This is a genomic window from Pseudogemmobacter hezensis (genome assembly GCF_013155295.1).
In the GTDB taxonomy this organism is placed as follows: Bacteria; Pseudomonadota; Alphaproteobacteria; order Rhodobacterales; family Rhodobacteraceae; genus Pseudogemmobacter; species Pseudogemmobacter hezensis.
The window spans coordinates 110409-125277 of the sequence record NZ_JABJXT010000014.1; the positions used below are offsets into that span (position 1 = coordinate 110409).

Consider the following 14869-nt stretch of genomic DNA (forward strand, 5'->3'; position numbering starts at 1 on the left):
GGCAGGATCAGCGCATCCCGCCCGAAAGCCAGAACATGCTGGCTGGAGATGCAGGCTGACGCCCGGCGGGACAAAGACTGTCATGAAGCCCCGCAATCTGCAATCGGCGAGGCCGCGCCAACAGATCACGCATCTGTCAATCAAATTTGTCAGGCGGCTGTGGTTTTTGGGTCTTCGTGATTTGTTCTGCCCGCCACCCCCGGTTTCGGGCCGGGTGAAAACAGGGTTTGGTATTGGGGGGAAATGCTGCCGCAATAAATAGGCGTATTGGCCATATCTCGGTTTCTACCCGGGGTAGAAATCGCCTCTCCAGGGGTTGCCGAAAAGACCCACTTTCGGGTGGAACCTGGGAAAAATTGTGGCGATCCCCAGGGGGGCAGCCTCTTACCTACTGGAAATGAAAGTCAAAGCGGGCTATTCAGGTCGGCAATAGACGCCACAAGTGCGTCAATAAAAATATGCCGGGCCAAAGAGTCCGGCGGAATGAGGCGGAGTAGTAAAATGGCTAAGGCGATTCAATTCGTCGTCCGCGATTCTGCGGGCGGTACGGCACGCGGTTCTGTTGCGGCCGATACGAACAATAATTTCATTCAGATGGGTGCTGGTGATTCGGTTTCGCTGAATCTGTCGCGCCAGAGCATTGCCAGCTACACCAAGCAAGGCGACGACCTTGTTGTGACGCTGATTGACGGTCGCACGGTTGTTCTTGATGGCTATTTCGTCACCTCGGGCGCGGCCAATCAGCTGTATCTTTCGCAAAATGGCGAAATCGTTGCTGTGCAGCTTTCGAATTCCGGCGAAGGCGGGCTTTATGCCAGCTATGGCGCGGTCGAGGGCTGGGACAAATACTCGAACCTCGATGCGCTGCGCTTTGCTCAGGGCGATGACCTGGCGCTGGCTGGGGGCGCTGTTGATGAGCCTGCAGGCATGGCGATGTTCGCGCCTGGCCTGATTGGCCTGGGTGGTCTGGGCGCTGGTGCGGCTGGGCTTGGTCTTGTTGGCCTGGTGGCTGGCGGCGGCGGTGGCAGCGATGGTGATGGTGGTCCCACCGGCCCCGTTGATCCGACTGGCCCGACCGGCCCCGTTGATCCGACTGGCCCGACCGGCCCCGTTGATCCGACCGGCCCGACTGGCCCCGTTGATCCGACCGGCCCGACTGGCCCGGTTGATCCGACCGGCCCGACCGGCCCTGTTGATCCGACTGGCCCGACCGGCCCTGTTGATCCGACCGGCCCGACCGGCCCCGTTGATCCGACTGGCCCGACCGGCCCCGTTGATCCGACCGGCCCGACTGGCCCCGTTGATCCGACCGGTCCCACCGGCCCCGTTGATCCGACCGGCCCGACTGGCCCCGTAGATCCGACCGGCCCGACCGGCCCCGTTGATCCGACCGGCCCGACCGGCCCCGTTGATCCGACCGGCCCGACCGGCCCCGTTGATCCGACTGGCCCGACCGGCCCCGTTGATCCGACCGGCCCGACTGGCCCCGTTGACCCGACTGGCCCGACCGGCCCTGTTGATCCGACCGGCCCGACCGGCCCCGTCGATCCGACCGGCCCGACTGGCCCCGTTGATCCGCGCCCGCCGACCGTTGACCCGGCCGATCCGAAAACCGTGATCATTGCGACCCCGGACAAGGATCTTGAGGTTACCGGCACGGGCGAACCTGGCGACAAGGTTACCGTCACCATCGGCGACAAAACCGTCACGACCGTCATCGACGAAGATGGCACCTGGGGGGTGACCTTCCCGGGCACCAATCTGCCGCCCGATGGCACCTATGAGGCCGAGGCCGTGTTCGAACATGGCGATGGCACCACCACCACGCTGCCGGGCCCGGATTTCATCCTCGACCTGACGCCGCCGGATGTGGATATCACCGAGGGCTCGAAAACGGTTGGCCATGTCGAAAACGCGGCTGACTATACCGATGGCGTCCGTATCGGCGGCACGGGTGAACCCGGCGCGAAGGTGAAAGTTGAGATCGAAGGCCACAGCCACACGACCGTTATCGCGGCCGATGGCACCTGGTCGGTTGTCTTTACCACCACCGAGATCCGCACCGGTGAATATACCACCGGGATCACCGTCACCGCGACCGATCCTTTGGGCAATACCACTGTCATCACCGACCACCTGGTGGTCGACACGGTTCCGAACCCGATCGATTTCGACAATGTCACCCGCGACAATGTGGTCAGCGGCGGCGAAAACACTCTTGGTTTCGCAGTCACCGGCACCTCGGTTGCAGGCGCTGTGCTGGAGGTGACGATCACCGCCCAGGGCACCACCTATACCCAGACCGTGACCACCCGCGCTGACGGCACCTGGACGCTGAATGTTCCCGCAGGCACCCTGCCGGCTGGCGAATATAACGCGACGATTGTGGCCAATTCGACCGATGCGGCGGGCAACTCCAGCTCGGAAAGCCACACGTTCCGCATCGACACCCAGACCTCGGTTGCTTTCACCGGGAAGGTGGCGGGCGACGATATCGTCAATGCCTCTGAGGCAACCAATGTCGTGCTGACCGGCACGGCCGAGCCCGGCGCGGTGGTTTCGGTCAGCTGGCAGGGCTCGACCCTTCCGGCGACCGTGGCTGCGAATGGCACCTGGACGGTGGTGTTCCCGGCGGTTTCGGGCAGCGCCATCCTGACCAATACGGTTGCAACCGTGACGGCGACGGATGCCTATGGCAATACCGCCACCGCCAGCCGCACCATCGGTATCGACCTTGGCAACTCGGTCGCATTCGATGCGATCCAGGCAGGTGACAACGTGATCTCGGGCGCCGAGCGCACCCGCGGCGTCACGCTGACCGGCACGGGTGAGGCAGGCGCAACCGTTGTGGTCGAGTTCGGCTCGGGCACCCGCACCGTGACTGTCGGCACCGACGGCACCTGGCGCGCAAGCTTTGCCACCAATGAGATCCCGACCGGCAACGGCCTGGAGCAAACCGCACGCGTCACCTCGACTGATGCGGCAGGCAATGTGGCGACCGCGACCCATGAGGTGAACGTTGACACAGTGGTGAGCCCCTTCAAAGTCACCGGGAATTCGACCGGGGCGGATGGTGTGCTGAACAATGCCGAGGCTGCTTCGGGTCTGACGGTGTCGGGCACGGTTGAGGCGGGTTCGCAGGTGCAGGTGACGTTTGGCGCGAATGGCCCCTATGCGGCCACCGTGACGGGCACGACCTGGACCGTGGTGATCCCGGCTGGCGTGATCCCGCAGGGGGAAACCTCGGTCAGTCTGACGGCAGTTGCCACCGACCGTTATGGCAATACCGGCACGCTGCCGGCAGAGACCATCGTGATTGACCGGATCGTGCGTGATTTCACTGCCGATGCGAAAATCAGCGGCGACGGCTATATCAACGCACATGAGGCCGCAAGCGGTGTGCCCTTCGGCGGCACGGTAGAGCCCTATGCCGCGGTTGTGGTCACGCTGTCGAACGGCGAGACGCTTACCACCAGGGCTGGCGCGAATGGCACCTGGAGCGTGACGATCCCGGGCTCGTATCTGCCGGATGCAGATGGGGTTACCCTGACGGCGACCGTGACGGCGACCGACCTTGCGGGCAATACCGCAACCCTGTCGCGCGATGTGATCGTCGACACGGTGGCACCGGATGCGCTTGGGGTTATCGGCTTCTTCAAGGGCACCACCAGCAACGTGATGACCGAGCTCTATACCACCAGAGATGGTGAAGACGTCTCGATCTACCGCGTTGACCGCACCGGCGGCGCAGTTGAACAAAGCTATCTGGATGTCGGCGCGACACAGGTCAATCTGGGTGGTGGGAACCGGGTTCCGGCCAATCACTACAGCCTTGATGAGGGTGTCAGCGATGGCAGCTACCTGGTGTTGCAAAACACCGATGCGGCTGGCAACGAAAGCTCGACCCTCTTCATCGTCGACAACAGCGGCAACGTGAACGTCGAGCTGAACCGCGCCGGGCTGCAGGGATTTGACTTCAGCTCGATCGACCTCAACGTGGCACCGCAGGCCCGTCTGACGCTGACCAATGCCGATCTTCTGGCACTGACCGGCGGCGACAATGAGCTGGTGATCCGTGGCGGCCAGGACGACTCTGTCACGCTGCAGCTGACGGATACCACGCCGACAGGGGTGCGCGAGATCGACGGCCAGAACTACAATGTCTACGTCATGGACGGCGGGACGGTGCTGGTGGATCAGGACATCAACACGTCCTTCATCTGATCCTGTCCCGGAAGTCACCCGGAGAACCGGTTATGAAAGCCCGCATTCAAAAGGCAGGCCAGGCAGGGCGAGTTCGCCCTGTCGCTGCCCCCCTCATCTCTGGCGCTTTGGTTCTGGCGCTTGCTGGTTGCTTTGGCGGCCCGCAGGCGACCCGCTCCAGCCACGCGCCGGGCGATCCGGCCGCAGTTGATGCAAACGAGGCCCATCTCGACAAAAAAGGCGAGGTGGTCTCGGAACTGATCACCCAGCTTCGGCTTCGTCAGTCCATTCTGCCGCAGGGCAGTGCTTTCGGGCAGGTGGGCGATGCGGTTTTGAAAAACAGCCGGGCCTCGGCAGAGGCCCAGCTGCGTGTCAAACGGCTGACCGCGCGTGCGCGGTCAAAGAACTGGCTGCCCAAGATCGGCCCCGATGTCAGCCTGACCTCGCTGTCGTCGATCGCGGCAAGTCTGGTGCTGGATACGGCGATCTTCGACCGTGGCCGCCGCCAGGCCGAGCGTGATTTCGCGGCAGCCGATGTCGAAATGGCCGCCGTCGATCTGGTCCAGGACCTGAACCAGAAAGTCCATGACGGGCTGAAACTATACGTCGAGGCACAGCGCGCCGCCGATCTGGCGGTAATCACCGAAGGCGCGCTGAAGCAGATGGCCGAATTCGAGCGCGTGACGAAGATCCGCGTCTCTGGCGGGTTGTCTGATGGCTCTGAATACCGGCTGGTCAGCCAGCGTCGCGCCGAGATCGAGGCCACGCTGTTGTCTTATCAGCAGGGCGAGAAAAGCGCCTGGGCGCAGCTGGCGACGCTGACCGGACAATCGTTCGAGGGGCTGCGTGGTGTGCCGACCCTGCCGCCCGACAGCGGCAACCCCGAACCCCTGGCCGTGCTTGAGGCCAAAGGAGAGGCTGCGCGGACCAAAGCCGAGGTTGCGGTTGCGAAATCGGGCCTGCTGGCGGGTCTGGGGGCCGGGGCCTCGGTTGGGCGTGATGGCGATATCAAGGGCGGTCTGTCGCTGGATGGGGATATCCTGGGCTTTGGCCGCAAGGACAATCTCGCCGCGCTTGATGAGGCGCTGGAAGTCACCAACCGCAAGATCGACGAGGCAAAGCGCGATTCAGATCGCAGGATCGTGGCGCTGACCCAGGAGATCAACACCCTGGCCCTGCGTGAGCAGGCCGATGGCGCGGTGATTGCCCAGATGGAGGGCAATATGGGCCTCTATACCGAGCAATACAAAGCCGGCCGTCGCAGCCTGATCGAGCTGACCGGCCAGTTTGAAACCCTGACCTCGATGAAGCGTGACCACGCTTCGCTGAAATACCAGATCGCGGTGGCGCGGCTGGATATCGCGCTTCTGCGCGGTGTATTGGTGAATGGAGGCGCAATGTGACCGAGAACCGCGTTATCGCTTTCGACGTGAATGCAGGCCAGGTCGCGGCAGGTGCCGCACCACGCCCGGCGGCGCCCGCGCTGCCCGCCAGCCAGCGCTTCACGAACCGTGCAAAGAACCGGGCCACGCTGGCCTCGGCCTATGCCGGGCTGATCGGCTCTGAGCTGTCGACGCCCGACCTGTTGGAGCGGATCCAGACCGCCGCTGACGCATCCGGCAATGCGCCGGGGCTGGACGAGATGGCCCAGGCCCTGACCCAAAGCGGGCTTTCGACGCGGATCCTGCGTTCAGTCATGCTGCCCACTGACGGCTATCCGGCGCTGGCGGAAACCACCAATGGCCAGGTTGTGCTGGTGCTGGGCGTCGATGGCGACGGGGTCACGATCTATGACAAGACCGCGCATGACAACCGCGCCGAGCTGCTGCTTTCTGACCTGAACAGTCTCTATGCAGGCCGAATCCTGCAGGCCCGCGCGCCGCTGGCAGAGCTGGAAGCCCGCCATATTGAACAAAAGGCCAAACCGCATTGGTTCTGGGGCGAGTTCCGTCATTTCCGCCGTCCGTTTGGTGAGGTCTCGGTCGCGTCGCTGGTGGCGAATATCCTGGCGGTGGCGATCTCGCTTTTCTCGATGCAGATCTATGACCGCGTCATCCCCTATCAGTCGCAGCCCACGCTTTGGGTGTTGGGGATCGGCGTGCTGTTGGCCGTCTGTCTGGAAGCCACGCTGAAAATCGCGCGGGCGCTTTTGATGGACAACACCGGCCGCAAGGTCGAAATCGCCGTGCAAAAGCGGCTGATGAAAAAACTTCTGGGCATGAAGATGGGCCCGGGAGAGCGCAAGCCCTCAGAGGTTTTCGCCTCGATGCGCGAGTTTGGATCGGTGCGTGAATTCTTCACCTCGGCCACGGTGGGCACGCTGGCGGATCTGCCGTTCCTTCTGCTGTTCCTGGCGCTGGTGGCCTCGATTGCGGGCAATATGGTCTGGTTGCTGGTTGCAGGTGGCATCATCATGGTGCTGCCGGGCTTCCTGATGCAGAAGAAGATGGTCCGCATGGCGGCCCAGACCCAGGGTGCCTCTGTCAAACAGGCAAGGCTGCTTTATGAGGCGGTGTTTGAGCATGAGACCCTGACCACCCAGCGTGGCGAGGATCGGTTCAATCGTCTGTGGTCAGAGCTGGTCGCGGTGAACGCGGTCCAGGGCAGTGAGCAACGCCGCCTGACGACCTTCCTCTCGACCTGGTCGCAGGCTGTGCAGCAGGTCACCTATATCTCGACGATCATCATGGGCACCTACCTGGTCTTTGCCGGGCAGTTCACCGTCGGCACCATCATCGCGGTCGGCATTCTGACCGGGCGCACCCTTGGGCCGCTGGCCCAGGTCTCGACGATGATGGCCCGCTGGAGCCAGGTGAAAATGTCGCTGAAAGCGCTGGAGCAGGTGGCAGAATCGCGTCAGTCCGAGGACGAGGACCGCCGTTATCTGCGCCGCGACCGCATGGCCGGGAATTTCGAGCTGCGCAATCTTGAGTTCCGCTATGATGAGAAAAGCGCCCCCGTGGTCGAGATCAACGGCGTGGCGATCCCGCAGGGGCAGCATGTGGCGGTGCTTGGCTCTAACGGGTCGGGGAAATCGACGCTGCTGCGGCTGCTGGCCGGGCTTTATGAGCCGGGACAGGGCCGGGTTCTGATCGACGGCGTCGACCTGAACCAGGTGCACCCGCGCGATCTGCGCCGTGGCATCGGCTATCTGGGCCAGGAAGTGCGCCTGATTCAGGGCACGATCCGCGACAACCTGAACATGAACCAGCTGGAGCGTGATGACGACCGTTTGCTGCAGGCACTGGATTTCGCAGGCCTGGGCCCGTTTGTGCGCAACCATCCGCGCGGCCTTGATCTTGAGGTGCGCGAGCTGGGCGAAGGCCTGTCGGTTGGGCAACGCCAGTCTGTTGGCTGGGCGCGGCTTTGGCTGCAGGATCCGCAGATCGTGCTGCTCGATGAGCCGACCGCCGCGCTGGACCAGACGCTGGAAACCACGCTGGTCAGCCGTCTTGGCACCTGGCTGAAGGGGCGGACTGCGGTGATCGCGACACACCGTGTGCCGATCCTGCAACTGACAGACCGCACGCTGATCCTGCAAAACGGCAAGCTGGCGGTTGATGGTCCGCAAGAAGCGGTTCTGGCGCATCTGGCGAAAGCCCAGGGCGCGAAAGCGGGGGCAGGGGCATGACGGCAGTCTGGTCGGACGAGTTCGAGACGCGCGCGAAAAAGCCGTCGATTGTGATCTGGGCGGTAGGCGCGGTGATTGCCGTGTTCCTGACCTGGTCGGCCTTTGCCTGGCTGGATGAGATCGTCAGCGCCGAGGGCACGGTTGTGTCCTCATCGCGGCCGCAGATCATCCAGAACCTGGAGGGCGGGATCTTAGCTGAACTGAACGTCGCCGAGGGCGATGTGGTCGAGCCGGGTCAGGTTCTGGGCCGGCTGCAATCGACGCAATATCACGCGGCGGTGGATGATTACACCGATCAGCTGGCGGGTCTGTCGATCCGCCGCGCCCGGATCGAGGCTGAGATGCGCGGCGAGGCCAGTTTCACCGTGGCCGATACGATTGCGGGGCGGGTGCCGGACATCATGGCCTCGGAAAGCTCGCTGCTGAAGGCGCGGCTTGAGGATTTCGCGGCGCGCAAAGAGGGCGCCGAGGCGATCCTTGAACAGGCCTCGCGTGAGCTGGACATCATGGAGCGGATGCTGGCCCAGGAGGTTGCCCCCGCGATTGAGGTAACCCGGGCGAAGAAGGCGCATCGTGATGCCGAGAACCAGCTTTCCGACACGATCACCAAAACCGAGCTGGAACGCGCCAAGGAATACTCGGACACCCTGGCCGAGGTGGCGACGCTGGAACAGAAGCTGAAAGTCGCGCAGGATCAGCTGGGTCGCACCACTCTGGTCTCGCCTATGCGAGGTGTTGTGAACAAAATCGGCATCACCACAATCGGTGGTGTTGTTCGCCCCGGCGAAGAGATCCTGCAGATCATCCCGCTGGACGAAGATCTCTATATCGACGCCAAGGTGAAGCCGCGTGATATCGCCTCGGTGCGTGAGGGGCAGACGGCGGTGATCAAGCTTTCGGCCTATGATTACACAATTTACGGCTCGCTGCGTGGCGAGGTGACCTTTGTCTCGGCCGATACCTTCATCGATGAACGCTCGCGGGCCGCGGATGGCGACCCCCATTACATCGCAACGCTGAAAGTGGATATGTCGCAGCTGTCGGACAGGCAGAAGGATCTGCAGATCCGGCCGGGCATGCAGGCCAGTGTTGAGTTGGAGACCGGCGCGAAAACGGTGATGACCTATCTGCTGAAGCCGCTTTACAAATCGAATGAGGCTTTGCGCGAGCGCTGAGTTTCACCTGAAATCTGAAGCCCGCGCCATTGACTGGCGCGGGCTTTTTCGTCTCTAACGCAGCGCTTTTGGCGGGTTTTGCGGAACACCAGGCAGCACGCAGAGCATCTCATAGAGCAGATTGGCTCCGATCAGGGCGGTATTGCCGGACGGGTCATAGGGCGGCGAGACCTCGACCAGATCGCCGCCGACCAGGTTCAGCCCGGCACAGCCGCGCACAATCTCCAGCCCCTGCCAGATGGTCAGCCCGCCGGGTTCAACCGTGCCGGTGCCGGGCGCGAAAGCCGGGTCAAGACTGTCGATGTCATAGGAAAGGTAAACTGGCGCATCGCCGATTTGCGCCCGGATCTCGGCCATCATCGGTTTGAGGGATTTGTGCCAGCACTCTTCGGCCTGGATCACCGTCCAGCCATTCCTGCGGCCCCAGTCGAAATCATCAGGGCTATAGCCGGTGCCACGCAACCCGATCTGGAACACTCGGTCATTTTGTAGGCAACCATCCTCAAAAGCGCGGCGGAACGGGCAGCCATGCGCGACCTTTTCGCCAAACATCACGTCGTTCACATCGGCATGGGCATCGACATGGATCAGCGCAACTGGTCCGTGCTTTTTGCGGATCGCGCGCAGGATTGGCCAGGTCAGGGTGTGGTCGCCCCCCATGGTCAGCGGCAGCGCCCCGGCGTTAAGGATTTGATCGTAGTGCGCCTCAATAATGCCGACGGATTTTTTCAGATCAAAGGTATTGATCGCGACGTCGCCAATATCGGCGCATTGCAAATGCTCGAATGGGGCCGCCCCGGTGGCCATGTTGAACGGGCGCAGCATCCGGCTTTCATCGCGGATCTGACGGGGGCCAAGCCGGGTTCCGGGTCGGTTTGAGGTGCCGATATCCATCGGGATGCCGCAAAAAGCGACATCCAGGCCCGTAGCAGAGGGGGCAGCGGGCAACCGCATGAATGTGGCGGGCCCGCCAAAACGGGGCATGTCATTGCCGCCCAACGGTTGGTTAAATGCCATCACAACTCTCCCTGATTTTACCTGAGGAGGCCATAGCGACCGCCGTGAGGCAAGCCCTGGATCACTGCGCGTAACTTCGTACCAACGCCGCTGCCAGAAGGCTCCATCCGTCTGCCACCACGAAAAAGGCCAGCTTGAACGGCAATGAGACAACTGCGGGCGGCACCATCATCATCCCCATCGACATCAGGATCGCTGCGACGACGAGGTCGATGATCAAAAACGGCAGGAAGACCAGAAAGCCGATTTCAAATGCACGCTGTATTTCTGACAGCAGGAATGATGGCACCAGGACAGAAAGGGGGGAGTCGACCAGATCTGTTGGCGGGCGCGGCCTTAGCGCGTCCAGCCGCATAAAGGTTTCAGGGTCAATTCTGGCGGCCATAAAGTGACGAAAGGGTTGCGAGGCCTCATTGAAGGCGGAAACGAGGTCGATTTCATTTCGGGTGAAGGGGCCGATCCCCCGTGCCCAGGCTTCGGTAAAGACCGGGTCCATGACATACCAGGTCAGGAACATTGCCAGAGTGATGATCAGCATGTTCGGCGGTGCCTGTTGCAGCCCCAGCCCCTGGCGCAGGATGGACAGCACTGTCACAATAAAGGGGAAGCAGGTCACCATTATTCCCAGCCCCGGAAGGACCGACAAAACGGTGATCATTATCAAAAGCTGAACTGAACGCGAGGCCAGTGTTTCCTCGCTGCCAAGATCCAGCGTGATTGTCTGCGCCAGGGCAGGGGATGTGCTGAGCAAGATTGCCGTCAGCGCGATAAGAAGCAGGCCGGCCAGGGGGCGAAGGCGGTCAGTCACAGGCCACTCTTGAGATTTGCGACCTCGGTCAGCCTGACCGCGAGCTGGCCTGCCCTGTCACCCTCCATCTCGGTTAATTCGCCACGGGCAATCAGCCGGTCGCCGACATAAAGCTCGACCGGGTCGTCCACTCTTCGGTCAAGGGGCAGCACGGTATCTTTGCCAAGCCGAAGAAGATCCTGCACGCGCGGCCGGGCGCGGCCGACCGAAATGGTGATCTCGATCGGGACCTGAGCGAAAGGGCTGGAGCTGGCGAGTTCATCCATCGGGGTTCTCCTGCGACAGGGTGAAAAAGTCCTGAACTGTTTTTATGATGGTGGTGGTGACGCGGCTGAGGTCGATGCTGACCTCGCGGCTGTCGAGGCGCAGATACACCTGCGCTTCGTCGAGCGTGGGATCCTGCACAATTTCGTATGGCAGCCCTGTCGCCCGCGAGAGCGCTGCCTCGACATGCTCCTGCGCGGCGGGATTGATATGCAGCAAGGCCGGTTGATCCGCAGCCGTGGCCAGCATCGGCATCAGTTGCTCAATGATGATTGGCCCCAGCGTTTCTTGTGACAGGGCGGGCAGCACGCGGGTGATGATTTCCATCATAACCGGCTCGATTGTGCCCAGAAGATGTGCCCTCGCCTCTTGCCAGGTGAAGGCAAGCGCCATCAGATTGCGGTCAAGGTCCGCCCTGAGTTGGTCGCCGCTTTGCGATTGAGCAGCGATCGCATCGTCCCATCCGGCGCGATAGCCCTCTTCCCAGGCCGCAAGGCGGGTTGATTCGACTGAGGCTAAGTCGGTTACGACAACCTCCTGATCGGCACTTCGCGTGGTTTCAAAAACCTCTAGCTGGGGGAGGGGCATCAGGCGCGCTCCTCATCGGGGCCAAGCCAGCCGCGCAGGATTTCGATGGATTCGGCCTGTCTTTCACGGATCAGCCTTTGCAGTCGCTCTGCGGGGTCCTCTGGGGGGGCGTCTGTTCCCGCGAAATCGATCATCGGCAGATCGGGCAGTTCAAAGCTGTTGTCGATTTCGCCATTCAGCACGGCATCGCTGCCGCCAGACATATCGAGCCCCGGCAATTGCAGTGGTGACGCGGGCGCGGGCAGGGCATTGTTGCGGCCAGAGGCAATGATCGGGCGAAGGACGAAAAGCCCCAGGATCAGTGCCACAATGACAAGTGCCGCGATTTGGATCAGCGACATCGTATCAAGCGGCCCGAACGTCGGGATCAGGCCACTCGTCGCCTCGGTGCCTTCAGCGGCGATTGGCAGAAATTCCATGGATTTCAGAGTCAACTGATCGCCGCGCGCTTCGTCTATCCCTGCTGCTGCCATCACCAACTCGCGCAAGGCGTCAAGTTCGCTGTCCGGGCGGGGCTGCCATGTTTGGGTGCCATCATCCCCGGTGACCATCTGCCCGTCCACCAGCACAGCAACCGTCATGCGGCGAATGCCTCCCGGACCGCGCAGAAGCTCTCGCTGGGTTTCCGAAATCTCGTAGTTTACGCGCTCTCGGCTTTCGCTTGATTGCGACTGCCCGGTGGCCCCGGCAGCAGCGTCCCCTTCGGGCAGGTTTGAGGCGACGGTGACATCGCCGCCAGGATCGCTGTTCTGGCTGGATTTCTCTTCCGAATCGGTCGAGACGGCCACGCGGCCTTCCGGGTCGAATTTGCGTTCGGTTATCTGCTCACGTTCGGTTTGCAGTTCCATTGAAACCTCGACGACAGCTCGTCCCGGACCGACCCGCGCAGCCAGAAGCCGCTCAACGCTGCGCCGCACGTATTCACTGCGATCCCCCGCATTAGCTGGCGAGCCGTCCTCGGATGGGGTTACAAGGCCGCCTGCGGAATCAATGACCTGGACATCTGACGCCTTCATCCCGCTGACGGCCGAGGCTACCAGATGTGTCAGGGCGCGGGCCTGGTCGTCCGAGATGCGCCCGGAAGCAGTTGTCACCGTTACGCTTGCGGTTGGTGAACTGGCCTTTCGAAATGGGTCAGACGGCCCCTGAGAGATATGTACGCGCGCGGCACGAATATCCGGAACGGCCAGAATCGTTCGTGCCAGTTCACCTTCTTTGGCGCGCCAATAGGCCGCGTCGAACATCTGTGACGTCGTGCCGAACCCGGAAAGATTGTCCAAAATCTCATATCCGGCGCCACCCGCTGCGGGTAGCCCCTCTCCGGCCAGGCTCATACGAAGAGAGTCGCGATTAGCGGCGTCGACCCAAATCGAATCGCCTCTTACCTCATAAATGACGCCGCGTTGATCGAGCGCGGTCACAACCTCACCGGCTGACCGATTCTCAAGTCCGGCATATAGCAAGACCATCTGCCCGCCGCCGGAAAAGCGCGCCAAAGCGAGGACAGCCAAAAATACTGCAACTGTCGCGCCCACAAGGATTATCCTGCGTCGCAGTTCCAGCCCGTTCCAGATCGAGATTACATTCTGCACATTTGTCTCCGCCGGAATTCTTTCCTGACGAGACCAGAAATGAACGGTTCGGATTAACAATCGGTTAGTGTCATTCGATCTATCTTCGTTCTCGTCGCAGAACGGAGGCCCAAGTGTCAGATATAGCGATTCCCGCAGATGGCCCTGAGGTTGGGGCAAAGCCGAAACGGCGCACATTGCTTCCTTTGCTTGTAGGGTTGGTGCTTGCGTTGCTGGCGGGCGGCGCCTCCTTTTACGTCATTTATTCCGGCATCTTGCCCGGCGGAGGCCATGGCACGACGGATGAGGCCGCGCCAAAGGGGCTGCCCGATATCGCCTATGTCCCGATTGAGCCGATTATAATCTCGCTGCCGCCGGGCGCGCCGGGCAGGCATCTGCGATTCTCTGCTCAGATAGAGGTCATGAAGGCCCACGCGTCTGACGTAACATTGTTGATGCCGCGCGTGATTGACGTGTTGAACAGCTACCTGCGTGCCGTCGATCCGACCAGTTTTGACGATCCGGGCGGGATGACGCGCCTGCGGGCACAGATGCTGCGCCGGATCCAGATTGTAACCGGGAAAGGTCGGGTGCGTGATCTTCTCATAACTGAATTTGTCCTGAACTGAGGGTCAGATATGACATTGATTGCAGATATGCTTCTCTTTGCTGCCAGCGTCGGTGCAGCGCTCTACTGCTATGTTCTTGCCGCGCGGCTGCGCCGCTTCACTACCCTTGAGGCGGGGATGGGCGGCGCAATTGCGGTTCTCTCAGCCCAGGTGGATGAGATGACGCGCGTGCTTGAAAAGGCTCAGGCGGTGGCCGGGCAATCGGGGCAAAGACTTGCCGCGCTGACGGCCCGGGCAGAAGAGTTGTCGACCCGCCTGGAACTGTTGGTTGCCTCTATGCACGACATTCCGCCCCTGGCACCAACTGGCGCGGTCTCTGCTGATACAAGCAGGTTCATACGACCTGAAATGGCCGAGGATGCCCGCCGGGCACGGCTGGTAAGGCGTCGCCCGGTCATGGACCATCTTGAGGCCGCGGAATGAACAGGAAAGCCGGGCGCGGCACGCTCTTTCTGATCGCCTTGTTGTTTGCGGCATCGGGTGCGATTCGCTTTGGCGATGGTGTCGGGCTTTCTATTGCGCGCGCGGCCGCAACTGAAACAGAGGGTGATGAGCCCGCCGATCAGGGCTGTGGCCCGTTGCCACAGGAACTCGCGGCAGCGCTCTCAGCACGCGAGGCAAGAGTGAATGTGCAGGAGGCTGCGCTTGCGGATCGCGCTGCGGCTCTGGATCTGGCGAATGCGGTCCTCAAAGGGCGGGTAGAGGAAATGGAGCGGGTCGAGGCAGAGCTACGCAGCACACTGGCGATTGCTGACGGCGCAGCCGAGGCGGATCTGGTTCGGCTTACAGCGGTCTATGAGTCAATGAAGCCGCGCGAAGCGGCGGCCTTGTTCAATGCGATGGACGCACAGTTCGCTGAACCGCTCCGGGTTTGCCGGAGGCTGATTACAGTTAGTTACGCGGCGATGTCTTCAATTTCCAGAGCCGCGTAGAAGTTTGCTTCTGCCTCTGCTGGCGGGATGCTCCCGATCGGCTCAAGCAGG

At 62.0% G+C, this 14869-nt stretch carries 12 protein-coding genes; 7 read left to right on the forward strand and 5 right to left on the reverse strand.

Annotated features, from left to right (window positions below; all coding sequences use genetic code 11):
• Nucleotides 1-501: 501 nt before the first annotated feature.
• The 4 genes from HOY34_RS15640 to HOY34_RS15655 are packed head-to-tail and all read left to right on the forward strand — an operon-like array spanning nt 502 to nt 9009.
• Complete coding sequence (locus tag HOY34_RS15640) at nt 502-4224, forward strand: Ig-like domain-containing protein (RefSeq protein ID WP_172364483.1); 3723 nt, start codon at nt 502-504, stop codon at nt 4222-4224.
• A gap of 32 nt (nt 4225-4256) precedes the next feature.
• A complete protein-coding gene (locus HOY34_RS15645; RefSeq protein ID WP_172364485.1) occupies nt 4257-5606 on the forward strand; it encodes a TolC family protein in 1350 nt (449 codons plus the stop codon).
• Nucleotides 5603-7834 (forward strand): ATP-binding cassette domain-containing protein, encoded by a 2232-nt coding sequence (locus HOY34_RS15650; protein ID WP_172364487.1) that lies wholly within the window; start codon nt 5603-5605, stop codon nt 7832-7834. Before HOY34_RS15645 ends, HOY34_RS15650 begins: the two co-directional genes overlap by 4 nt.
• Nucleotides 7831-9009 (forward strand): beta-barrel domain-containing protein, encoded by a 1179-nt coding sequence (locus HOY34_RS15655; protein WP_172364489.1) that lies wholly within the window; start codon nt 7831-7833, stop codon nt 9007-9009. Before HOY34_RS15650 ends, HOY34_RS15655 begins: the two co-directional genes overlap by 4 nt.
• A 54-nt stretch (nt 9010-9063) precedes the next feature.
• Here the strand turns inward: HOY34_RS15655 and speB are convergent, their stop codons facing one another.
• The 5 genes from speB to fliF are packed head-to-tail and all read right to left on the reverse strand — an operon-like array spanning nt 9064 to nt 13455.
• Nucleotides 9064-10029, reverse strand: a complete 966-nt coding sequence (gene speB, locus HOY34_RS15660) for an agmatinase (protein WP_366926971.1) — start codon at nt 10027-10029, stop codon at nt 9064-9066.
• 58 nt (nt 10030-10087) lie between these two features.
• A complete protein-coding gene (fliP, locus tag HOY34_RS15665) occupies nt 10088-10834 on the reverse strand; it encodes a flagellar type III secretion system pore protein FliP (RefSeq protein WP_436645206.1) in 747 nt (248 codons plus the stop codon).
• Nucleotides 10831-11100, reverse strand: a complete 270-nt coding sequence (locus tag HOY34_RS15670; RefSeq protein ID WP_172364493.1) for a FliM/FliN family flagellar motor switch protein — start codon at nt 11098-11100, stop codon at nt 10831-10833. Before HOY34_RS15670 ends, fliP begins: the two co-directional genes overlap by 4 nt.
• The gene (locus tag HOY34_RS15675; protein WP_172364495.1) at nt 11093-11686 is read right to left on the reverse strand and encodes a FliH/SctL family protein; all 594 of its coding nucleotides are present in this window, start codon (nt 11684-11686) and stop codon (nt 11093-11095) included. The genes HOY34_RS15670 and HOY34_RS15675 overlap by 8 nt, the downstream gene beginning before the upstream one ends.
• Nucleotides 11686-13455, reverse strand: coding sequence for a flagellar basal-body MS-ring/collar protein FliF (fliF, locus tag HOY34_RS15680; protein WP_172364497.1), 1770 nt, complete (start codon nt 13453-13455; stop codon nt 11686-11688). Before fliF ends, HOY34_RS15675 begins: the two co-directional genes overlap by 1 nt.
• Here fliF and HOY34_RS15685 point away from each other — a divergent pair.
• Genes HOY34_RS15685 through HOY34_RS15695 form a run of 3 tightly spaced genes read left to right on the forward strand, consistent with a single transcriptional unit; the run spans nt 13392 to nt 14818 of the window.
• On the forward strand, nt 13392-13886 hold the full coding sequence (locus HOY34_RS15685; RefSeq protein ID WP_436645207.1) for a flagellar basal body-associated FliL family protein: 495 nt from the start codon (nt 13392-13394) through the stop codon (nt 13884-13886). The genes fliF and HOY34_RS15685 overlap by 64 nt on opposite strands.
• Nucleotides 13887-13895: 9 nt before the next feature.
• The gene (locus tag HOY34_RS15690) at nt 13896-14309 is read left to right on the forward strand and encodes a hypothetical protein (RefSeq protein ID WP_172364499.1); all 414 of its coding nucleotides are present in this window, start codon (nt 13896-13898) and stop codon (nt 14307-14309) included.
• Nucleotides 14306-14818 carry a MotE family protein gene (locus HOY34_RS15695; protein WP_172364501.1) on the forward strand — a complete coding sequence of 171 codons (513 nt, stop codon included), beginning with the start codon at nt 14306-14308 and terminating at the stop codon, nt 14816-14818. Before HOY34_RS15690 ends, HOY34_RS15695 begins: the two co-directional genes overlap by 4 nt.
• The last annotated feature ends 51 nt before the right edge of the window (nt 14819-14869 follow it).